Here is a 19,856-nt window from a genome sequence, read left to right as displayed (position 1 = left end):
AAAGCGACCGGATTCTTAACGTAAGGCGTCCGTCAATGGTTCGGGCTGATCCGGTTGCTGACGAACCACTCTACGGCGAAGTCCACTGTGGCGGGTATCGGTAGCAGTCGGCTGATCGCCCGACCAACCGTGGCACGACGCACGAAGGGCTGATCGTCCAGGCACGAGCCGAGATCGTCGAAGTCGCTGTCGTCCAACTCCGGCGCGACGAAGTCGCAGCGCAGCCGCCCTCCGTCGACCTGACGGTAACAGCGATAGGCCTTTGTCGTCACGCTGGGCAGTCGGTACTCGGCCAGGTGCAGAGCGGTGCACGCCTCGTAGCCGACCCCGAGGAGCAGCACGTGGCCCCCGCTGTCGTACATCCGACCAATCGGCGACCGCTGCCCAAGGTGGCAGTCCAGGGCATGATCGGCCGTCAGCGACTCGGCCCGGCGTCCGACGGCGGCGAACGAGGTCTGCGGGTGGTCACTGCGCACGGCTCCCGGCAGAAGGCGTACGTACTCGGCCAATGCGCCGACACCCTGCGCGGGAGTGCGCCCGCGGTCCCAGCCCGGCAGGGTCGCCTCGTACCGGAGCCGCTCGTCGGCGCTCATCCCCCGGGTCGCCTCGTGCCAGGTACGTGAGGTCGTCGAGTTGCCCGCGTTGTGGGTCGGCACGACGAGCGTGCCCCGCGGACCGAGCACCGCGCTGAGCGCCTCGACCAGGGTCTCCGCCCCCTTGGCCAGCGGGCCCACCCGCCGCAGTGACGAGTGCACCAGGACGTCTTGCCCGGCGGCGAGACCTGCGGCGCGCAACTCGGCGGCGACGGTGCCGACGTCGAACGGGGGCGTTTGCGGGTCAGCCACGAACCAGCCCCGCCAGCGCACGTCCCAGCCCCGCGACGAAACGGTCCCCGGCTGCGGTCAACGAACGGCTCGCCGCCAACTCGTCGAGCGCCTCACCCGTCCAGCGGTGGAATCGGTCGGCGTGGGTCGCGGCCGTCCGATCAGCGGGTCGGTCGGCGACCGCGCGGGCATGCCATACCTCGGCAATCGCCAGGTGGGCGTACGCGCCCTGGAGCACCCCTTCGGCTGGCCGCGGATCGGGACGCCAGGGAACCGACAGCCGGACCGGCGATCCCGGTTCGACCAGGTCGTACAGGTCCAGCACCGCACCGAGTTTGGAGTGCTGCCACTCGTGCACGAGCAGCACGGCGAGGGTCTCCGGGTCGGCGACCGGCCCCACCGCCACGGCGCCGAAGGCGGCGCGCGCGGTGGCACTGCGCAGTGCGCCCGTAGGCGAGGTGTCCAGTGGAACGACAGCGCGCATTCCCACCCTCATCGCCGTCGCGTGGCGGGGGACATCCCGTTCGGCAAGCCGCCACGCCTCGGTGACCGTTTCCACCAGATCGGCGGCCGGCCGCTCCGCCAGGCGTTCCCGTACCGACTGCCCGTAGCAGTCCCGTGCCGGGTCCAGGTCCTCGATGATCACCTCGTGGCCGGGCAACCCGCTCCGTCGGGTCGGCCGCCATCCCGAGGGCCAGCCGGCCGGCTCGTCCAACCTGACGTCGTACGGTTCGGATCCGGCGAGTAACCGGAAGCCGCCAGGACGGACGGTGAGCACCACGGTGTCGATCCCCGTCGACGGCATCCAGAATGCGCCCAGCGTGGGCAGGAAGACCTCGCCACCAGCGACGGGGACCTGGACCTCGGCGGAAATTCCGGCGCGAACGGCGGCCGCCGCGGCGAGCGCGGCGACCGGGTCGGGTTCGGGGGATCGCGACCCGGGTTGCCGGGGACCCGACAGCAGACTGGTCAGGCGCGGGCGTAGAAATGGATGTCGGAGCACGGTACGGAGCGTTGCCGGCGCGGTCGTGTCCAGGTCGACGAGGAGGTCCCATCCGGGGCCGGGCGCCGTCGCATCCCGGCTGGCCGCCAGGAGCGCGCGGACGATGGCCAACTCGGCGTCGACCAGGAACGCGATCGATTCCGGGCCACCACCTCCGCCGGCGAGATCGTCCAGGATCCGCTCCACATCGAGCGGCACCGGTTCGGCGTCCGGCCGGTCCGGCGACCGCCGAGGAGGGGGAATCTCCCCGGGCGGTCGCGGCGCCGCCGCACGGTCGACTGTCGGGGCCGACCCGGGCGGGTGCCGGTCGATGATTGAGATCAACTTTCGGAGGTCGGCGCAGTAGACCGACGGGTTGTCGAACCCGGCGCCGCTCCGGTAGCGGTGCGCGTAGAGCCCGCCGCCGCAGCGCGCGACCACTGGGCAGGACTGGCAGATCGAGGAAAGCCCGGCCAGCCCGGTCTGCCGGGTGGCCACCCCGGGATGCCGCGCCGCCTCGTCCACCGTGTGGTCGAAGACCGTTCGGCCGGTTCCCGCGGCGCCGTCGTACGCCACCTTCAGCGAGTCCGTCTGCTCCCAGGTGCCGTCGGTCTCGACCACCAGCAGGTCGGCCGGCCCGAGGCCGACAGCCTCCGTGCCCGCGGGCGTCCCGCCGGGGCACAACGCGTCGAACAGGCGGATCGACACCGGCCGGCCGTCGTTCACCCACCGCCGGTAGATCCGGCCCAGCCAGTCGGCGTAGGGGGTCGGGGAGCCGCCCGGTCGAACCGGTGGATGATCCCAGGTGTGGTGGGGCAGCAGCAGGTCGATCCGGGGTGGCTCCTCGGCGAGCAGCGCCGCGTAGACCGCCTCCGGGTCGTTGGCCACGTCCACCGTGCAGAGGATCCCGGCGTAGCTGGCGCGGTACTCGGGGCGCCGGAGCAGGGCCAGGGCCTGTCGGACCGGATCGTGGCTGCTGGCGCCGTTGGCGAAGCGGCGGTGCCGGTCGTTGGCAACGCGGTCGCCGTCCAGGGAGACCCCCACCTTGACGTCGTACTCGACGAAGAGGTCGCAGAACGCGGGATCGAGCCGGACGCCGTTGGTCTGCAACCGCAGATCGAGCGGGGCGACCGGGTCGATCACCGTTCGCAGCCCGTTGAGGATCTGCCGCATCCGGGCCGGACCGAGCAGCAACGGTTCGCCGCCGTGCAACACGACGTGGACCACCGGCAGATCGCGTGCCGTGGCATGCTCGGCTATCCGGGCTGCGGCGGCGTCCAGCGTCGCCGCGGCCATCTCGCGCGGCCGGCCCCGCCAGGTCTGGTCGACGTGCTCGTAGACGTAGCAGTGATCGCAGCTGAGATCACAGCGGCTATGCACCTTCAGGACGTACTGGCTGATCGCAGCGCTGGGCGGAGCCGGCGCGGATCGCCCAGCCATCATGGGTCAGATGGCCGAGTTGAAGGCGGCGATGGGCACGACCGTCTCCGCCGGACCGGTCGCCGGAGGGAGGACGCGGCGCAGGAGCACGTCGACCGTCTCGGGGTGCTCGGCCGTAACCTGATCGAGCCGAGTCCTCAGGATCGACGCGATCGGGTCGAAACTGCGACCGGCGGGCGATGCGGGCTTCTGGTCCACAGTGAGTCTCCGGGTCCCGCGGACGCGCCACGGGAGGTGTGATGGACGGCCCGAGGGCCCTGACGCGCCACCAGAATAGGCAACAGCCCCAACGATGCCATCGTTGGTCAAGTAGCGCACCAACCGAGGAGGAACTCACATGTGCCGGAGCATCAAGACGCTGCGTGAGCCGTTCACCCCGCAGGTGACCGACGCGGATGTCGAGGCGGCGGCGTTGCAGTACGTCCGGAAGATCTCTGGCTTCCGGGCGCCCGCCGCACACAACGCCGCCGCGTTCGACGCCGCGGTGGCCGCCGTGACCGCGGCGACGCGCGACCTGCTCGACCAACTGGTGGTGCGGGGCGCCGGATCGGGCACCCCGGACCGGCAGGCCGCCGCCACCACCTGATCGCCGCACCACCTGACCGCGGGCGCGGACCGACCTGCTGTTGCGGCACGCGGGCCGCCCCTCTGGCGGGTCCGGCCGCGGCGATTCGCGCCCGAACCCTTGGCCGAAGGTCAGGCCGCGGCGAGCGCCGGGACGACCGTGTCCGGCGCCCAGCGTGAACGGTGGCACTGCGACCAGCCCCGACAGCCCGGGTCGCCCACCGTGCAGAGCCGGTGCCTGCTGAGCACCTCACCGTCCTCGGTGTCCCGTACGTCGAAGTGCACCGGACGGACCGTGCCGTCCGGGGCGACGAGCAGGTGCCGGCCCGCGTCGAGCGTGTCGTCGCGCAACAGGCAGTTGCGGCCCAACAGTCGAGCGAGCGCGGCGATGCTGGCGTGCTCGGAGAGCCGCTCGGGCACCCCGTAGCAATCCACCACCGTCGCGAACTCGCCCGGCGCCTCCCAGACGTCGCACACCACCGCGTACGCCGGCAGTCGGGCTGGGTCGGCCACCGCCAGCGGCATCACCACCCGACCAAGCGCCTCGGCCAGCGCCGGGTAGACCTCCACGGGTCGAGCCCCGTCGATTCTCCAGTTCCACAGCTCGGTCATTCCGCCTCCTCGCTGCGTTCGTCCCACCGGCCTCCGGATCGGGCCTTACTCACGATGGTGGGGGGCATTTGACCCCAGGCGGGGGCAAGTTACCGGTCTGTGACCATTCCGGGCCAAATTTCCCTGAGCCGCATTGCTCGGAGTAGCGGGAAGGTGACAGTTTATCGGCTATGGTGCACCGGCCGCACCACCGCGACCGCGTGTCCGGCGAACCGAACTCGCGTGTCCGGCGAGCGTGACCACCGCGTATCCGGCGTCGACCAGCCGAAACGGTCAGCGCAGGACGACGAGGTGCTCGCCGCGCGGCAGCAACTCACCCACCACGGGAGCGCCCGGAACCTCGCCGGCGACCAGCAGGCCGCCGGAGGTCTGCGCGTCGGCCAGCAGCAACCGCTCGTCCTCCCCCACGGTGCCGAAATCGGTCCACGGCGTGACCCACTCCAGGTTGCGCCGGCTGCCGCCGCTGACGTACCCGTCGCGCAGCGCCTCCCGGGCACCCGCCAGGTACGGCACGCTGGCCGCGTCGATGGCCACCGTGAGCTGGCTGGCCCGGGCCAGCTTCGAGGCGTGCCCGAGCAGCCCGAACCCGGTCACGTCGGTGCCACAGCGGATGCCGGCGGCGACCGCCGCACGGGCGGCGTCCCGGTTGAGTGCGCTCATCGAGGCCACCGCCTCCGGAAAGGTCTCACCGGTGGCCTTGTGTCGGGTGTTGAGCACACCCACCCCGAGCGGCTTCGTCAACGACAACGGGACTCCGGCCACTCCGGCGTCGAGAGTGATCAACTCCTCCGGACGGACCGTGCCGGTGACCGCGAGCCCGTACTTCGGGCCGTCGTCGTCCACGCTGTGGCCGCCGGCCAGGTGACAGCCGGCCTCCCGCGCCACGTCCTGGCCGCCGCGCAGGACCTCGCCGGCCAACTCCATCGGCAGCACGTCGCGGGGCCAGCAGAGCAGGTTGAGCGCGACCAACGGGGTGCCGCCCATCGCGTACACGTCGGAGAGCGCGTTGGCGGCGGCGATCCGACCCCAGTCGTACGCGTCGTCGACCACCGGGGTGAAGAAGTCGGCGGTGGTGACCAGCCCGGTCCGCTCGTCCAGGCGGACCACCGCCGCGTCGTCACCGTGGTCCAGCCCGACCAGCAGCTCCGCGGTTCCGGTGGCCGGCCCGAGACCGGACACCATGATCTCCAACTCACCCGGCGGGATCTTGCAGGCGCAGCCGCCACCACGGGCGTAACGGGTCAGGCGTACCGGTTCGGTCATCCCCCCATGATCTCGACAACGCGCCACGATCGCCACCGTTGTCACCCGCGCAGTGACCAGAATCGGACGCTCGTCGACGATCGTTACCGGTGTTATCGCTCCGTGACCCGCCGAGTTGCATACCGCCACATCAGGCCGCCTACAGTGGCCGCACCGGGGGTCAACCGACCCCGATCCGGGAGACGACAGGGGACGGTGGACGACGTGACGACGGGCGAACCGCTCATCGTGCTGGACGCGGTCAACAAGTGGTTCGGGCCGCTGCACGTGCTGGACGACGTCTCATTGTCGGTGGGTCGGGGTGAGGTGGTCGTGGTGATCGGCCCGTCCGGCTCCGGCAAGTCGACGCTGTGCCGCGCCATCAACCGACTGGAACCGATCAGCTCCGGCAGCATCACCTTCGACGGTCAGCCGCTGCCGGCGGAGGGCAAGCCCCTCGCCAAGCTGCGCAGCGAGGTGGGCATGGTCTTCCAGTCCTTCAACCTCTTCGCGCACAAGACCATCCTGGAGAACGTCACCCTCGGCCCGATCAAGGTCCGCAAGGAGAAGCCGGCCGCCGCCCGCGAGCGCGGCCTGGCCCTGCTCGACCGGGTCGGCATCGGCAACCAGGCGGACAAGTTCCCGGCTCAGCTCTCCGGCGGCCAGCAGCAGCGCGTGGCCATCGCCCGAGCGCTGGCCATGCAGCCGAAGGCGATGCTCTTCGACGAGCCGACGAGCGCCCTCGACCCGGAGATGGTCGGCGAGGTGCTCGACGTGATGACCTCGCTGGCCCGCGACGGCATGACGATGGTCGTGGTCACCCACGAGATGGGCTTCGCCCGGCACGCGGCCAACCGGGTCATCTTCATGGCCGACGGCAAGCTCGTCGAGGACGCCTCCCCGGCGGAGTTCTTCGAGAACCCGCGCAGCGAGCGGGCGAAGGACTTCCTCTCCAAGATCCTCACGCACTAGGCGTCCGTAGTGGAGCGCGCCGCACCTCGGTGGGCTCCGTCGAAGAAGGAGAAGAGTATGCGTATCAAGCGCATTGCGGCAGTCGCCGCGGTCGCGGCTCTGGCCGTCACCATGACCGCCTGTGGCGGGGACGAAGGCGGCAGCACCGGCAGCTCGGGCGCCAAGGGCATCGTCGGCAAGGCGGAGAAGCAGAAGAAGCTCGTCATCGGCGTCAAGGCCGACCAGCCCGGCCTGGGTCTGCAGACCGGCAGCCAGTACGAGGGCTTCGACATCGAAATTGGCAAGATCATTGCCAAGGGCCTCGGAGTCGAGGCGAACAACATCGAGTGGAAGACGACGGTCTCCAACAACCGGGAGCCCTTCATCCAGCAGGGCACCGTCGACCTGGTGGTGGCCACGTACACCATCAACGACGAGCGCAAGCAGAAGGTCAACTTCGCTGGCCCGTACTTCATCGCCGGCCAGGACCTGCTCGTCAAGGCCGACTCGACGATCACCGGCCCCGAGGGCCTGGAGGGCAAGAAGGTCTGCTCGGCCTCGGGCTCCACGCCCGCCAAGCGGATCCAGTCGGACTACCCGAAGGCGAAGCTCCAGCAGTTCGACGCGTACTCCAAGTGCCTGCCGCTGCTGGAGAACGGCCAGGTCGACGCCGTCACCACGGATGACATCATCCTCGCCGGCTACGCCGCCCAGTCGCAGTACGCCGGCAAGTTCAAGGTGGTCGGCAAGACCTTCTCCAACGAGCCCTACGGCATCGGCCTGAAGAAGGACGACAAGGACGGCTGCGAGAAGGTCAACGAGATCCTCAAGACCGCCGCCTCGGACGGCACCTACAAGGCCGCCTGGGACTCCAGCCTGGGCAAGAGCGGCAAGGCCGCACCCGAGCTGGACACCACCAAGCTGACCAACTGCGGCAGCGTCTGACCGGTCCCGGGGGCCGGCACCCGATCACGGGTGTCGGCCCCCGGTCCGTGACGACGCCGACGACCTGCCCCCGGGAGCCGACGCATGCACGTATTCGCTGATCCGACGAACTTCGACGCGTACCTGTCGGGTTTTCTCTGGATCCTCAAGCTGACCGGCGCGTCGGCGTTGTTCGCGCTGGCGCTCGGCCTGGTGCTCGCCGCCATGCGGGTCTCGCCGGTCCCCGTGCTGCGCGGCTTCGGGGCGGCCTGGGTCAACATCTTCCGCAACACACCGCTGACCCTGGTGGTCTTCTTCTGCTACTTCGGGCTGTACTCCAACCTCGGCCTGAGCCTCTCCGACGACCTGGACCTGAACAACTTCTGGCTCGGGGTCGTCGGCCTGTCGGTCTACACGGCCTCCTTCGTCTGCGAGGCGCTGCGCTCCGGCGTCAACACCGTGCCCACCGGTCAGGCCGAGGCGGCCCGCGCGATCGGTCTCACCTTCATGCAGACCCTGCGGATCGTGGTGCTGCCCCAGGCCACGCGCTCCGTGATCGCGCCGCTGGGCAGCATCCTGATCGCGCTCTGCAAGAACGCCACGATCGTCGGCACGATCGGGTTGATGGAGTCCTCAAACGTGATGAAGCAGTTGATCAACGACAACGGCGACGCGGTCATCATGATCTTCCTGGTCTTCGCCGGCACCTTCGCCGCGTTCCTGATCCCCACCGGCTACGCCTTCGGCTGGCTGGCCAATCGACTGGCGGTGAAGCGCTGATGAGCACCGACTCCGTCCTCTACGACCACCCGGGGCCTCGGGCACGCATCCGCAACGCGGCACTGACCGTCATCTTCGGGGTCGCCCTGGCCGGGCTGCTCTGGTGGATCTACGCGAAGTTCGACGAGGCGGGCCAGTGGGACGGGCAGCTCTGGAAGCCCTTCACCGAGGCCACGACGTGGACCCAGTTCATCGGGCCCGGCCTGCTCGCCACGCTCAAGGCGGCCGCGACCGGCATGGTGCTCTCGCTGGCGTTCGGCATCATCTTCGCGGTCGGCCGGCTCTCCGAGCGTCGCTGGATCAGCATTCCGTCCGGCGCGGTGGTCGAGTTCTTCCGCGCCGTACCGCTGCTCCTCATGATCTTCTTCATCTTCTACGGCGTGCCGTTCGTGCTCGACGGGCCGGTGAGCAACTTCTGGGCCGTCGTGATCGGGCTGACGCTGTACAACGGTTCGGTCCTCGCGGAGGCGTTCCGGGCCGGCATCCGCTCGCTGCCCGGTGGGCAGTCCGAGGCCGCGTACGCGATCGGCATGCGCAAGAGCCAGGTCATGCAGCTGATCCTCGTGCCGCAGGCCGCCCGGGCGATGCTGCCGGTCATCGTCAGCCAACTCGTGGTGCTGCTCAAGGACACCGCGCTCGGCTACATCGTCGCCTACCCGGAGCTGCTCCAGCGCGGGGTCAACGACCTCGCCGCGAACAAGGGCAACATCGTCGCCGCGGCCATCGTGGTGGCCGCGATCTACATCGTGATCAACTCATTGCTCACCGCGCTCGCCAACTGGTTGGACCGGCGCAGCCGGCAGCGTGGGTTCCGCGCCCAGCGACGGACCGCCACCGACGCCACGCCGGTGGGCGGCCACACGGTCAGCGAACCGCAGGGCTGACCGGCGGCGTGCTTCCCGCCGGGCCGCCCGGCGCTTTTCTTGATATCGGGGTGTCCCCTCCTTGGGGACACCCCGATATTGCTGAACTCGTGGTGAGCGGGCCGGTCAGCGGGCGATCTCGGTGACCCGGGACTCGCGGACCACGGTGACCCGGATCTGACCCGGGTAGGTCAGCTCCTCCTCGATCTGCTTGGCCACGTCACGGGCCAGCACGGCCGCGCCGATGTCGTCCACGTCGTCCGGCTTGACCATCACCCGGATCTCCCGGCCGGCCTGCATGGCGAAGACCTTGTCCACGCCGAGCTTGCCGGCCGCGATCTCCTCGATCCGCTCCAGCCGCTTGACGTACGCCTCCAGGCTCTCCCGGCGCGCGCCCGGCCGACCACCGGAACAGGCGTCGGACGCCTGGGTCAGTACGGCCTCGATGGTCTGCGGCGGCACCTCGTTGTGGTGCGCCTCGATGGCGTGCACCACGTCCTCGTGCTCGCCGTACTTGCGGGCCAGGTCCGCGCCGATGATGGCGTGGCTGCCCTCCACCTCGTGGGTGAGCGCCTTGCCGATGTCGTGCAGGAATGCCGACCGCTTGATGATGGGCACGTCCAGCCGCAGCTCGGCGGCCATGATGCCGGCGATGTGTGCGGTCTCCACCAGGTGCTTGAGCACGTTCTGCCCGTACGAGGTGCGGTAGCGGAGGCGACCGAGCAGGGCCACCAGCTCCGGGTGGATCTCGGTGATGCCGACCTCGACCAGAGCGTCCTCGGCGGCGCGGAGGCAGAGCTGCTCCACCTCCTGCCGGGCCAGGTCGTAGACCTCCTCGATCCGGTGCGGGTGGATCCGCCCGTCCAGGACGAGCTTCTCCAGGGTCAACCGACCCACCTCGCGGCGGACCGGGTCGAAGCAGGAGAGCAGCACCGCCTCGGGGGTGTCGTCGATGATCAGGTTGACGCCGGTCACCGACTCGAAGGCGCGGATGTTGCGCCCCTCGCGGCCGATGATCCGCCCCTTCATCTCGTCACCGGGCAGGTGCAGGACGCTGACCACGCTCTCCGCGGTCTGTTCGCTGGCGACCCGCTGGATCGCGTCCACCACGATGTGGCGGGCCCGCTGGTCCGCGGTGTTGCGCGCATCGGACTCGATGTCGCGCACCAGCAGCGCCGCCTCCCGCTTGGCCTGGGTCTCGATCGCCTCGACCAGCTCCAGTCGTGCCGCGTCGGCGCTGAGCCCAGCGACCCGCTCCAGCTCCCGGCGGCGCAGTTCCTCGGACTCGGCGAGCTCGGCCTCCCGTCGGGCCAACGCGGACTCCCGGGTCGCGAGGGCCGCGCGCGCCTCGGTGAGCTGCCGCTCCCGCTCGGCGAACCGCTCCACCTCCTCGGTGTGCATCCGCTCCCGCTCGTCCATCCGCGCCGCCCGACGCTCCACCTCCGCGGCCTGCTCGCGGGTGGTGGCGGCGAGCACCGCGACCTCCCGCTCACCGCTGCGCCGGGCCGTCGTCCGTAGCTGCTCGGCGTCCGCCTCGGCCTGCTTGTGGGCGCGCTCCAGGACGGTGTCCGCCTCGGCGCGGGCGTCGTCGAGCACCCGGCGCGCCTCGGCGCGAGCTGCCTTCGCCTCGGCCTTCGCCGCCGCCGCCTCGGCACGAGCCGCCGCGGCTGCGGACTTCGCCACGTCGATCGTGCTGTTCGCCTCGTCGGCCGCGGTCCGCAGGGCAGCGAGAGACTGCTCCTGACGGTCCTTCTCGGCGATGAAGGCGGGATCCTCCGGAGCCGGCGCGGCGCCCATCCGCCGCAGCGTCCGGATGCCGACGAGGACAGCCCCGATCACCACCACGGCGAGGACGAGGACGGCCGCGAGGAGCACGACGTCGAACGCGTTCATGCCGGGACCCCGTCGGGTCTACCGATGAACCTGTGCCGCCGCCCCGCCATGGCCGCCTCCCCTAAGGTCGAGACCGCAGCGACCGTGCCGGGGGCACACTCCTGCGGCTGTGGACGCCCGACCGGAGCGGCTGGCCGTGGGTAGCTCTCTCCGCCGGCGGTGCCCGCGGGCAACGTCGGCGACCGGGTGCAGTTGTCGCGGCGTTCCGGACCGGCCTGTCCGGAGTTGCCGCCAAAGGCCGCGGAGTCGGCCAAAGTGATGCTGTCTTGTTACGCGATCTATGTTGTGCGCTTAGCCTGCAATGGTCGGGCAATGTGAGCCTGTATGGCGAGGCTAGGTCGCCGGGGGTGCTCTGGTCAAGGACTCATGATCAAACCCCCCGAACGGAGAGAAGTTGCATCGTCACCCAAAGGTGATGCCGTGTCGGACACGACGGGACAAACACGGCGAGGCGTCCGCCTCGATCCGGATGTCGTGCCTGTTCAGCGACGGCAGCGCCCCTCGGGGAGCCGACTGTGTGACGCCAACGACCCCACGTCCGCGCCCGACCCGCCGCCGGGCTCGCCCCGACCAAGATCACACTTGCCGTCCCAAGATCATGCCTCGCCGGCCAAGATCGTGCTAGATCGTGGAGGTAGTGGCCTCACCGCGCGAGGACCCCACTACATCCCGGATCGAGCACGATCTTGGCCGGCGGCCCGGCGGCCCGGCGGCCCGGCGGCCCGGCGGCACGGCGGACGCTGGCCGCCCAGCGCCTCGGCGCGACTCTCACCCGATCGAGCGGTTGTCGCGGTCCAACTCGCCCTCGGCGTCGGCGAGCGCATCGGCGTCGATCTGCTCGGCGAACTCGGCCGCCTCGGCGCTCTGCGCGGCCAGCGCGTCCTTCACCGCCCGGATGGCCACGCCGGGCGGGTAGCCCTTGCGGGCCAGCATGCCCACCAGCCGGCGGAAGACCGCGTCGGGCTCACCTCGGGCCGTGCGTAGCTTGCGCTCCACCAGGCCACGGGCGGTGTCCGCCTCGGTCTCCTCGTCCAGCTCATCCAGCGCCTCGGTGGCCACCTCGCCGTCCACGCCCTTGCGGCGCAGCTCGTTGGCGAGCGCCCGGCGAGCGAGGCCGCGCCCGGAGTGCCGGCTGGACACCCAGGCGCGGGCGAACGCGGCGTCGTCGATGATGCCGACCTCGTCGTACCTGTCGAGCACCTCGGCCGAGACCTCCTCGGAGATGCCTCGCTTGGCCAGCGCACCGGCCAGCTCGGCCCGGGTGCGGGGCCGGACCGCGAGCTGCCGCAAGCAGATCTCGCGGGCCACCTCCGACTCGTCCCGAGGGGGAGACTCGACCGCGTCGGTCTCCGTGGAGCGCCCACGGCGGCCCTGGCGGGGGCGCGGTGGATCGGTGGCGTCGCCCGTACGGGGTGGGCTGGCATCCCAGCCCCGCCCCGTACGGGCGCGTCGTCCTGCCATGGGTCAGCGACCGTCAGAAGTCGACAGGCGGCAGCTCGGGGCCACCGGCGGCGTCACCCGCACCGACACCGACGCCGAGCTTCTCCAGGATCTTCTTCTCGATCTCGGCGGCCACGTCCGGGTTTTCCTTCAGGAACTCCCGGGCCTTCTCCTTGCCCTGGCCGAGCTGGTCACCGTCGTACGTGTACCACGCTCCGGACTTGCGGATGATCGCCTGCTCCACGCCGACGTCGATCAGCGAGCCCTCACGCGAGATGCCCTTGCCGTACATGATGTCGAACTCGGCCTGCTTGAACGGCGCGGCGACCTTGTTCTTCACGACCTTGACGCGGGTGCGGTTGCCGACCACGTCGGTGCCGTCCTTGAGGCTCTCGATGCGTCGCACGTCGAGCCGGACCGAGGCGTAGAACTTCAGCGCCCGACCACCGGTGGTGGTCTCCGGGCTGCCGAACATGACGCCGATCTTTTCCCGCAGCTGGTTGATGAAGATCGCCGTGGTGCCGGTGTTGCTGAGCACACCGGTGATCTTCCGTAGTGCCTGGCTCATCAGCCGGGCCTGGAGGCCCACGTGGCTGTCGCCCATCTCGCCCTCGATCTCGGCGCGCGGCACGAGGGCCGCCACCGAGTCGATCACGATGATGTCCAGGGCGCCGGAGCGGATCAGCATGTCCGCGATCTCCAACGCCTGCTCACCGGTGTCCGGCTGCGAGACCAGCATCGCGTCGGTGTCGACGCCGAGGGCCTTCGCGTACTCCGGGTCGAGCGCGTGCTCGGCGTCGATGAAGGCGGCGATGCCGCCGTTGCGCTGGGCGTTGGCCACCGCGTGCAGTGCCACCGTGGTCTTACCGCTGGACTCGGGACCGTAGATCTCGACCACCCGGCCGCGCGGCAGACCGCCGATGCCCAGCGCCACGTCGAGCGCGATGGAGCCGGTCGGGATGATCGCGGTCTGGACGACCGGCCGGTCACCCAGCCGCATCACCGAGCCCTTGCCGAATTGCTTGTCAATCTGAGCGAGAGCAAGGTCGAGTGCCTTCTCCCGGTCAGGCCCTGCTGCCATGGTTGCCACCCCTGCCTTCGCCGGCGTCTTTGCTGAGCTTCGCGTCACGCGGACACGCTAGGCGCTAGGTCCGACAGAAAACCAGCCGACGGGCCGCGAGCTGTGGACGAGCACCCCGCTGTGGACAATAGCCGAACAGGTGTACGACTGGACAAGCGACACGCGGAAGCGACGAAAAGGCTGCTCAGCGTAGTCGGGCGGGCACTCGGTCGGGGTACGCGGCGCACACCGCCCGCCACACCACGTGCGTCTGCTCCCCCGACGACAGAGCCTGCTCGATGGTCCGTCCGCCGAGCTGCGACAGCACCTGGTCGCGGGCGATGCTGGCCGCGTAGCCGGGCCCGAACGCCTCGTCAAGGCGCGTCCAGAAGTCGGTCAGCCGCACAGTGATCAGCCCTCCTCGTCCGGTGCCCCGGTCGGCACCGGGCGCAACGCTAGCGCCACCAGGGGCACCGCCGCGACCGCCGCGAGCAGGGTGAGCACCGGATAACCGGCGAGCTGCATGACAAACCCGCTCACCACGGCGGCCGCGGCCCCGGCCAACCCCATGATCAGGTCGCAGAACCCCTGGACGCTCGGCCGCACGTCGGCCGGCACCGACTCGGACAGCAGGGTCGAACCAGCCACCATCGTGCCCGACCAGCCCAGCCCGAGCAGGGCCAGACCCACCGACAGCCGGGGTGTGTGGTGCCCGGCGGTGCCGGCGACCGCGCAGGCGGCCAGCAACAACCCGACCCCACCCAGGATCACCGCCCGCCGACCGAGCCGGTCGGTGAGCCAGCCGACCACCGGGGAGAACGCGTACATGCCGGCGATGTGCAGGCTCAACACGATGCCGACCAGCCGCAGCACGTCGGCGTCGGCGTGCGACTCGCCGAGCCGGACCGGCGTCATCGCCATCACCGCCACCATCACCAGGTGACCGACCGCCACCGCGGCGATGCCGAGCCGGGCGGCCGGCCGCCCGCGTACCACCGACCAGGCCGTCCGCATCCCGGCGGTGCGCGGCGCGCGTACCTTGACCGGCGCGACGGCCGGCGGCGTCTCGGCCGCCGCGGTGGCCGCCGGCGCGTCGGTGGCCGGCGGCGGGCCGGCGAAGGGCGCGTCGGCCGCCGCGAGCCGCCGCGCGGTGAGCAGCGGGTCGGGCCGGAGCAACCCGAGGAGTACGACGGCGGCCAGCACGAACGCGGCCGCGCTGAACGCGAACGGGCCGGCCAGCGCGGGCAGCCCCCAACCGGAGGTGACCCGGTCGGCCAGCGCGGCGAAGTTCGGCGCGGCCACCGCGCCGATGGTGGTGGCCCAGACGATCAGGGAGAGCTGCCGCCCGCGGCGGGCCGGCTCGGCGAGATCCACCGCCGTGTAGCGGGCCTGGAGGTTCGCGGCGGTTCCCCCGCCGAAGAGCAGCATGCCGAGGAAGAGCAGCGGCACCCAGCGGGTGGCCGCGGCCAGCACCACCAGTACGCCACCGACGGCGCCGATCGCGTACGCCAGCACCAGGCCGGGCCGGCGACCGTGCCGCGCCATGATCCGGGTGACCGGGACGGCGAGCAGCGCCGCGCCCACCACCCCGGCGCTCTGCGCCACACCGGCCATCGCGGTGCCGGCGATCCGCGCGGCGAGCAGCGCGCCCACGGCGATGCCGATGGTCACGCCGATCCCACCGATGATCTGGGTGGTGAAGAGCAGCCGCAGGGTACGCCGCTGGATCGACGCGACGTCGGGTCGGGCGGCGGTACGCGGCGCGGTCAGGTCGGTCGCCATCGGCGCTCCTCGGGACGGGTGACCCATCCTCGCGCACCCACCCCGACCAGCGGCAGTGGGTTTCGCCCACAGCCGACAGCCGACAGCCGCCCGCCGCCCGCCGCCCGCCGCCCGCCGCAAGATCCTCGCCACTTCGGGGAAACTGCTGTCTCAGCGCGCCGGGACGCAGCACCTTCCCCGAAGTTACGCGGGCCGGGGTTTGGTCAGCCTGCCATCACCCGCTGGTGCAGCGCGGAGACCGCCGAGCGGGCCGCCACGAACGCCCCGTGCTGCCAGGCCACCTCGTGGCTCAGCCAGTCCCCGGCGAAGTAGACCCGCCCGGCCGGCTGAAGCAGCAGGTTGTATCCGGGTGTGCCGTACCGGGGCGAGGTCCACGCGCCCTCGATGTAGGGGGTCCGGTCCCAGGCGTGCGAGTACGAGGTGACCAACTCACTGCGGTACTTCTCGCCGTGGATCTTCACACCCTGGCTGACGGCACGCTCTCTGCGCTGCTCCGGCGCGAGTGCGCTGTACGCCCTGGCGTTCGCCCCGGTGTTGTAGTAGCCGACGACCAGGCCGCGCCTGCCGTGGAAGCCGTACGACGGGTACCAGATGTGCGACAGGTCCAGGTCGGTCTCGGTGATGCCGCCGTAGATCCGCTGGTCGGTCTCCCACCAGCGGCTGCGGTACTCCAGGCCGATCTTGCCGGAGGCGGTGACCGGGAAGTCGGCCAGCGCCGCGGTCACCGCCGTGCCGAGATTGTTCGGTACCCGGGCCATCAGGTGCGGCGGCAGCGCCGCCACGCAGTAGTCGGCGGTGATCTGCGACTGCCGGCCACCCTGCCGGTAGGTCACCTCCACCCGGCTGCCCCGGTCGGTCACCCCGGTCACCTCGGCGTTGAGCCGTACCCGCTTCGGCCCCACGGCCCTGGCCAGGGCGCGCGGGATCTGGTCCATCCCGCCGACCGGCTGGAACATCAGCATGGCCTGGTCGTAGCCGAGTTCGAACGAGAAGTACCGGCCCACGTTGCTGGCGAAGACGTCGGAGAGCGGCGGCGGCGTGCCGAGCGAGGTGCCCACGTCGTTGCCCGCGCCCGGATACCCGGAGAAGCCGCGCCGGCTGGTCCCGGTGTACGCCCAGTCGCTGGCCCGCCCGCCGATCGCGCCGAAGCTCTGCAGGAACGACAGCAGCCGGTCGCGATCGTCGGTGGTCAGCCGGCCGTCCAGCGCACCCTGGTCGGTGGCCTTCGCGAGCAGTTCCGAGACGTAGCCGTACACGTCCGCCTTGGCGGTGCGGTACCGGACCGGCTCGGTCATCCCGGCGGACTCGTTGTAGATCCAGGCGTCGGCGTTCTGGTTGGTGAAGACCTCGATGGGTACGCCGAGTTCCCGGCAGTAGTCCATGGTGAGCATCCACTGCGCGATCCGACCCGGCCCGGCGTTGAAGTAGACCCCGTCGGAGAAACCGGCCCGCTGGGTGCGTCCGTCGAGGTCGGTCTCGACGTCGCCACCCCGGATGGTCAGGTTCCGCCCACCGACGCGGTGTCGTGCCTCCAGGATCGTGCAGTCGTAGCCGGCCTTGCCCAACTCGTACGCGGTGGTGAGCCCCGCGATGCCGCCGCCGAGAACGACCACGCTGGCGCCCGACCGCCCGGTCAGGGTGAAGTCGGATCGCTCCGGCGCTCGGAATGCGGGGAGCACGGCTCCGGCCGGGCTGGGAGCGAGTCCCATGGCACCCATCGTGGCGAGCATCGCACCGGCACCGCCGCTGACTCCGACCGCCCGCAGGAACCCACGCCGGCTGACCATCGACTGTGTTTGATCGCTCATAACGGCCTCCCCTACAAGATCGACTCCCGTGAGTCTGTAGAGGACCTGTTACGCGGATCGCGCATTGCCGTTTCTGGCAGGTATCGCCTCAGCGTTTAGCCGCAGTGGCATTTTCCGACGGAGATTCCCGACCCGGCAGGGCGTCGCCGACCTCCCGGGTGCGGCGGGTGAGACCACTGACGAGCGGACGAGCCTGCCGGTCCCTACCCGGCGAGGGCACGGGTGACGACGGCAAGGTCGGTGACCAGCCCTTCGTACGCCTTGTCCTGGTCGTCGGCGCGCAGCACCGCGGACGGGTGGATGGTGGCCAGCAGCCGTGCCGTGGGCGCGTCGGCCCGCTTCCCGGAGTTGTCCACCGGCACCCGCCGGAAGTCCTCCGGGTGCTGTGCCGACTCGGGCCAGGGCAGCAACTCGCCGCGCTGCCGGGTGACCCGGAAGGACGGGCCGAGCAGCGCCTTGGCGGCGGTGGCGCCGAGCACCACCACGATCTCCGGACGCAGCCGGGCGAACTCGGCGACCAGCCAGGGCCGGCAGGCGGTGACGTGCACCTGGTCCGGCGTCTGGTGGATCCGCCGCCTGCCGCGCAACTCGAACCGGAAGTGCTTCACGGAGTTGGTGAGATAGAGCTGACCCGGCTCCAGCCCGGCGTCGTCGACGGCACGTCGCAGCAGCCGTCCGGCGGGGCCGACGAACGGCAGCCCCTTCTGGTCCTCCAGATCACCGGGCTGCTCCCCGACGAGCACCACCCGGGCGCTCTCGTCGCCCCGGCCGAACACCGTCTGCGAGGCGTCGCGGTACAACTCGCAACCCCGGCAACCACCGGCCGCGGTGCGCAGGTCATCGATGGTGTCAGCGTCGGGCGGGATGAACCGCTGGGCGCCCGGAGCGCTCCCGGTCTGCTCGGCCATGCCGACTGTTATATACCCGTCAGGTGCCCCGCGCCCGGTACGTCCACGGCGCGGTGCCGCGACGCGACGCGGTGCCGCTTGCTCCCGGCGGCGACGCGACACGCTCCCGGCCACGCCAGGTCGTCGGCGACGCGACGCCGGCCCGCGTCAGTACCCGTTGCCGCCGCCATCCCCACCGGAAGCGATCGCGATCAGCACGATGATGATAATGATGATCGCCACTGCGACAGCGATCCAGACTCCCTTACGCGCCCCACCTGAAGCCATGACCCCACCTCCGGCGCCCGCATACCCGCCTCGTCCGCCCCGAATCCCCGCGATCTTGCACTTTCTGCCCGGACTAATGCCGCATCGATCGACATATCGGCGACAGAAAGTGCAAGATCGCGGGGGTGGGAGGGGCGCGGGGCGGGCTAGGTTTGGAAGCCTCGGGGTGGGGTGGGATTCTGGGCTTGCGCCAGGGCGGCCGCCAGTGGAGCCAGATCCTCGGTGGTCAGAGGGCTGACGCAGATGCGGACAGCGGGTGGCGCGGCGATCCGGTAGAGGGCGCCGGGGGCCACCGCCCAGCCGGCGTCGCGCAGGGCGGTGACCACGCTTGTCTCGTCCGCCACGGGGAGCCAGACGTTGATGCCGCTGCGGCCCTGTGCGGTCAGGCCGTGCGCGGCCAGTGCGGCCAGCAGCCCCGTACGCCGCTGCTCGTAGCTCCGCGCCGCCCGCCGCACCTGCTCGGTGACCGCCGGGTCCTGCCAGAGGGTGAAGACCAGCCGCTGCAACACCGTGGAGACCCAGCCGGCGCCGACCCGGGTGCGGCCGGTCACCCGGGCCACCGTGGTCTCGTCGCCGACCAGCACCGCGAGCCGCAGGTCCGGGCCGAAGGGCTTGCTCACCGAGCGCACGAAGGCCCAGCTCGACGTCGCCCCAGCCAGCGGGTGCAGGGGTACGCGGGCCAGCTCCGCGGCGTGGTCGTCCTCGATCAACAGCAGGTCCCGCCGACCGGCGAGCAGCGCTCGCAGGGCCTCGGCGCGGGCGGCGGAGACGGCCGCGCCGGTCGGGTTCTGCGCCCGGCTGGTGACCACCAGCGCCCGCGCTCCGGCGGCCAGCGCGGAGGCCACCCCGGCCACCAGGGGTCCCTCGTCGTCAAGCGGTACGCCGATCGGGCGCAGGCCCAACGCGGCGACCAGGTCGAGCAGGTTGGCCCAGCCCGGATCCTCCACCGCCACCGCGTCACCGGGGCGCAGGTGTGCGCCGAGCAGCCGTTCGATGCCGTCCAGCGCGCCGCCGGTGAGGGTGAGCTCCCCGGCCGGTACGCCGTCGGCGCTCAGCCGGGCGCGGGCCGCCTCGGCAAGCTCCGGCAACACCCCGGCGTCTGAGTAGCCGACCGACGGGCCGTTGTCGGCGGCGAGGGCCGCCAGGTGCGGGCCGAGTGGCGGGAGCAGCCGAGGGTCGGGCTCGCCCCGGGACAGGTCGCGGGCGCCGGGCAACGGCGGGGGGCGCAGCGCGGAGCGGCGGGCGGCCACCGGCGGGCGCGGACGCACCCGGGTGCCGTGCCGTCCGGCGGTGGCGAGCAGGCCGCGCTGGCGCAGGTCCTGGTAGGCGCGGGCCACGGTGGCGGGGCTGACCCCCAACTCGGCGGCGAGAGCCCGTACGGGCGGCAGCGCGGCCCCCGGCGGCAGGGCACCGGTACGGATGCCCGACTCGATGCTGGCCGAAATCTCGGCGGCCGTCGTTCCACTGAGCTGATAGCGTGCTGACACAAACAAGAGATTGTACTAGAACAAAGGGA

Annotated in this window: 18 protein-coding genes; 5 read left to right on the top strand and 13 right to left on the bottom strand. The window is 71.2% G+C overall.

Annotated features, from left to right (window positions below; all coding sequences use genetic code 11):
- Window positions 1–32: 32 nt before the first annotated feature.
- The 3 genes from AB0O48_RS17995 to AB0O48_RS17985 are packed head-to-tail and all read right to left on the bottom strand — an operon-like array spanning window position 33 to window position 3,444.
- Window positions 33–845, bottom strand: a complete 813-nt coding sequence (locus tag AB0O48_RS17995) for an AAC(3) family N-acetyltransferase (RefSeq protein ID WP_365066847.1) — start codon at window positions 843–845, stop codon at window positions 33–35.
- Window positions 838–3,249: an FxsB family cyclophane-forming radical SAM/SPASM peptide maturase gene (locus AB0O48_RS17990; protein WP_365066844.1), complete on the bottom strand. Its 2,412-nt coding sequence runs from the start codon at window positions 3,247–3,249 to the stop codon at window positions 838–840. Before AB0O48_RS17990 ends, AB0O48_RS17995 begins: the two co-directional genes overlap by 8 nt.
- A gap of 3 nt (window positions 3,250–3,252) precedes the next feature.
- Window positions 3,253–3,444, bottom strand: coding sequence for a hypothetical protein (locus tag AB0O48_RS17985; protein WP_357247473.1), 192 nt, complete (start codon window positions 3,442–3,444; stop codon window positions 3,253–3,255).
- A 139-nt stretch (window positions 3,445–3,583) separates the two neighbouring features.
- Between AB0O48_RS17985 and AB0O48_RS17980 the strand changes: the two genes are divergently transcribed.
- Entirely contained in the window at window positions 3,584–3,832 is a 249-nt protein-coding gene (locus AB0O48_RS17980) for a DUF2277 family protein (protein ID WP_357247470.1), read from the top strand.
- Between the two features lie 110 nt (window positions 3,833–3,942).
- Here AB0O48_RS17980 and AB0O48_RS17975 read toward each other — a convergent pair whose 3' ends face one another.
- Together AB0O48_RS17975 and selD are read right to left on the bottom strand one after the other, a co-directional pair.
- Window positions 3,943–4,422, bottom strand: coding sequence for a hypothetical protein (locus AB0O48_RS17975; protein WP_357247467.1), 480 nt, complete (start codon window positions 4,420–4,422; stop codon window positions 3,943–3,945).
- Between the two features lie 273 nt (window positions 4,423–4,695).
- Window positions 4,696–5,685 carry a selenide, water dikinase SelD gene (gene selD, locus AB0O48_RS17970; RefSeq protein WP_365066839.1) on the bottom strand — a complete coding sequence of 330 codons (990 nt, stop codon included), beginning with the start codon at window positions 5,683–5,685 and terminating at the stop codon, window positions 4,696–4,698.
- Window positions 5,686–5,880: 195 nt separating this feature from the next.
- On the opposite strand from selD, the gene AB0O48_RS17965 reads away from it, so the two are divergent.
- The 4 genes from AB0O48_RS17965 (at window position 5,881) to AB0O48_RS17950 (ending at window position 9,203) form a co-directional block, all read left to right on the top strand.
- Entirely contained in the window at window positions 5,881–6,636 is a 756-nt protein-coding gene (locus AB0O48_RS17965) for an amino acid ABC transporter ATP-binding protein (RefSeq protein WP_357247462.1), read from the top strand.
- Between the two features lie 57 nt (window positions 6,637–6,693).
- On the top strand, window positions 6,694–7,560 hold the full coding sequence (locus AB0O48_RS17960; RefSeq protein WP_357247459.1) for a glutamate ABC transporter substrate-binding protein: 867 nt from the start codon (window positions 6,694–6,696) through the stop codon (window positions 7,558–7,560).
- Window positions 7,561–7,644: 84 nt separating this feature from the next.
- Window positions 7,645–8,319 (top strand): amino acid ABC transporter permease, encoded by a 675-nt coding sequence (locus tag AB0O48_RS17955; RefSeq protein ID WP_357247456.1) that lies wholly within the window; start codon window positions 7,645–7,647, stop codon window positions 8,317–8,319.
- Entirely contained in the window at window positions 8,319–9,203 is an 885-nt protein-coding gene (locus AB0O48_RS17950) for an amino acid ABC transporter permease (RefSeq protein WP_365066834.1), read from the top strand. Before AB0O48_RS17955 ends, AB0O48_RS17950 begins: the two co-directional genes overlap by 1 nt.
- Window positions 9,204–9,308: 105 nt before the next feature.
- Here the strand turns inward: AB0O48_RS17950 and rny are convergent, their stop codons facing one another.
- The 8 genes from rny to AB0O48_RS17910 form a co-directional block, all read right to left on the bottom strand.
- Window positions 9,309–11,075, bottom strand: a complete 1,767-nt coding sequence (gene rny, locus AB0O48_RS17945; protein ID WP_357570206.1) for a ribonuclease Y — start codon at window positions 11,073–11,075, stop codon at window positions 9,309–9,311.
- A gap of 768 nt (window positions 11,076–11,843) precedes the next feature.
- Complete coding sequence (locus tag AB0O48_RS17940; protein WP_357247447.1) at window positions 11,844–12,536, bottom strand: regulatory protein RecX; 693 nt, start codon at window positions 12,534–12,536, stop codon at window positions 11,844–11,846.
- Between the two features lie 13 nt (window positions 12,537–12,549).
- Complete coding sequence (recA, locus tag AB0O48_RS17935; protein WP_007456801.1) at window positions 12,550–13,596, bottom strand: recombinase RecA; 1,047 nt, start codon at window positions 13,594–13,596, stop codon at window positions 12,550–12,552.
- 184 nt (window positions 13,597–13,780) lie between these two features.
- Window positions 13,781–13,981 carry a DUF3046 domain-containing protein gene (locus AB0O48_RS17930; RefSeq protein WP_357247444.1) on the bottom strand — a complete coding sequence of 67 codons (201 nt, stop codon included), beginning with the start codon at window positions 13,979–13,981 and terminating at the stop codon, window positions 13,781–13,783.
- A 5-nt stretch (window positions 13,982–13,986) separates the two neighbouring features.
- The gene (locus AB0O48_RS17925; protein WP_357570208.1) at window positions 13,987–15,357 is read right to left on the bottom strand and encodes an MFS transporter; all 1,371 of its coding nucleotides are present in this window, start codon (window positions 15,355–15,357) and stop codon (window positions 13,987–13,989) included.
- Between the two features lie 203 nt (window positions 15,358–15,560).
- Window positions 15,561–17,165 (bottom strand): flavin monoamine oxidase family protein, encoded by a 1,605-nt coding sequence (locus AB0O48_RS17920; RefSeq protein WP_357247438.1) that lies wholly within the window; start codon window positions 17,163–17,165, stop codon window positions 15,561–15,563.
- A 203-nt stretch (window positions 17,166–17,368) separates the two neighbouring features.
- Window positions 17,369–18,073 carry a UdgX family uracil-DNA binding protein gene (locus AB0O48_RS17915; RefSeq protein ID WP_357247434.1) on the bottom strand — a complete coding sequence of 235 codons (705 nt, stop codon included), beginning with the start codon at window positions 18,071–18,073 and terminating at the stop codon, window positions 17,369–17,371.
- A 413-nt stretch (window positions 18,074–18,486) separates the two neighbouring features.
- Window positions 18,487–19,827, bottom strand: coding sequence for an aminotransferase class I/II-fold pyridoxal phosphate-dependent enzyme (locus AB0O48_RS17910; RefSeq protein ID WP_365066827.1), 1,341 nt, complete (start codon window positions 19,825–19,827; stop codon window positions 18,487–18,489).
- Window positions 19,828–19,856 lie beyond the last annotated feature (29 nt).

The organism is Micromonospora sp. NPDC085948, from assembly GCF_040686315.1.
In the GTDB taxonomy this organism is placed as follows: Bacteria; Actinomycetota; Actinomycetes; order Mycobacteriales; family Micromonosporaceae; genus Micromonospora.
The sequence above is the reverse complement of the archived record's forward strand: the minus strand, read 5'-3'. Positions and strand labels throughout refer to the sequence as shown.

Coding starts and splice junctions, on each gene's coding strand:
- AB0O48_RS17990 (WP_365066844.1), bottom strand. CDS start 3,249: ATGATGGCTGGGCGATCCGCGCCGGCTCCGCCCAGCGCTGCGATCAGC.
- AB0O48_RS17980 (WP_357247470.1), top strand. CDS start 3,584: ATGTGCCGGAGCATCAAGACGCTGCGTGAGCCGTTCACCCCGCAGGTG.
- AB0O48_RS17975 (WP_357247467.1), bottom strand. CDS start 4,422: ATGACCGAGCTGTGGAACTGGAGAATCGACGGGGCTCGACCCGTGGAG.
- selD (WP_365066839.1), bottom strand. CDS start 5,685: ATGACCGAACCGGTACGCCTGACCCGTTACGCCCGTGGTGGCGGCTGC.
- AB0O48_RS17960 (WP_357247459.1), top strand. CDS start 6,694: ATGCGTATCAAGCGCATTGCGGCAGTCGCCGCGGTCGCGGCTCTGGCC.
- AB0O48_RS17955 (WP_357247456.1), top strand. CDS start 7,645: ATGCACGTATTCGCTGATCCGACGAACTTCGACGCGTACCTGTCGGGT.
- AB0O48_RS17950 (WP_365066834.1), top strand. CDS start 8,319: ATGAGCACCGACTCCGTCCTCTACGACCACCCGGGGCCTCGGGCACGC.
- rny (WP_357570206.1), bottom strand. CDS start 11,075: ATGAACGCGTTCGACGTCGTGCTCCTCGCGGCCGTCCTCGTCCTCGCC.
- AB0O48_RS17940 (WP_357247447.1), bottom strand. CDS start 12,536: ATGGCAGGACGACGCGCCCGTACGGGGCGGGGCTGGGATGCCAGCCCA.
- recA (WP_007456801.1), bottom strand. CDS start 13,596: ATGGCAGCAGGGCCTGACCGGGAGAAGGCACTCGACCTTGCTCTCGCT.
- AB0O48_RS17925 (WP_357570208.1), bottom strand. CDS start 15,357: ATGGCGACCGACCTGACCGCGCCGCGTACCGCCGCCCGACCCGACGTC.
- AB0O48_RS17920 (WP_357247438.1), bottom strand. CDS start 17,165: ATGAGCGATCAAACACAGTCGATGGTCAGCCGGCGTGGGTTCCTGCGG.
- AB0O48_RS17915 (WP_357247434.1), bottom strand. CDS start 18,073: ATGGCCGAGCAGACCGGGAGCGCTCCGGGCGCCCAGCGGTTCATCCCG.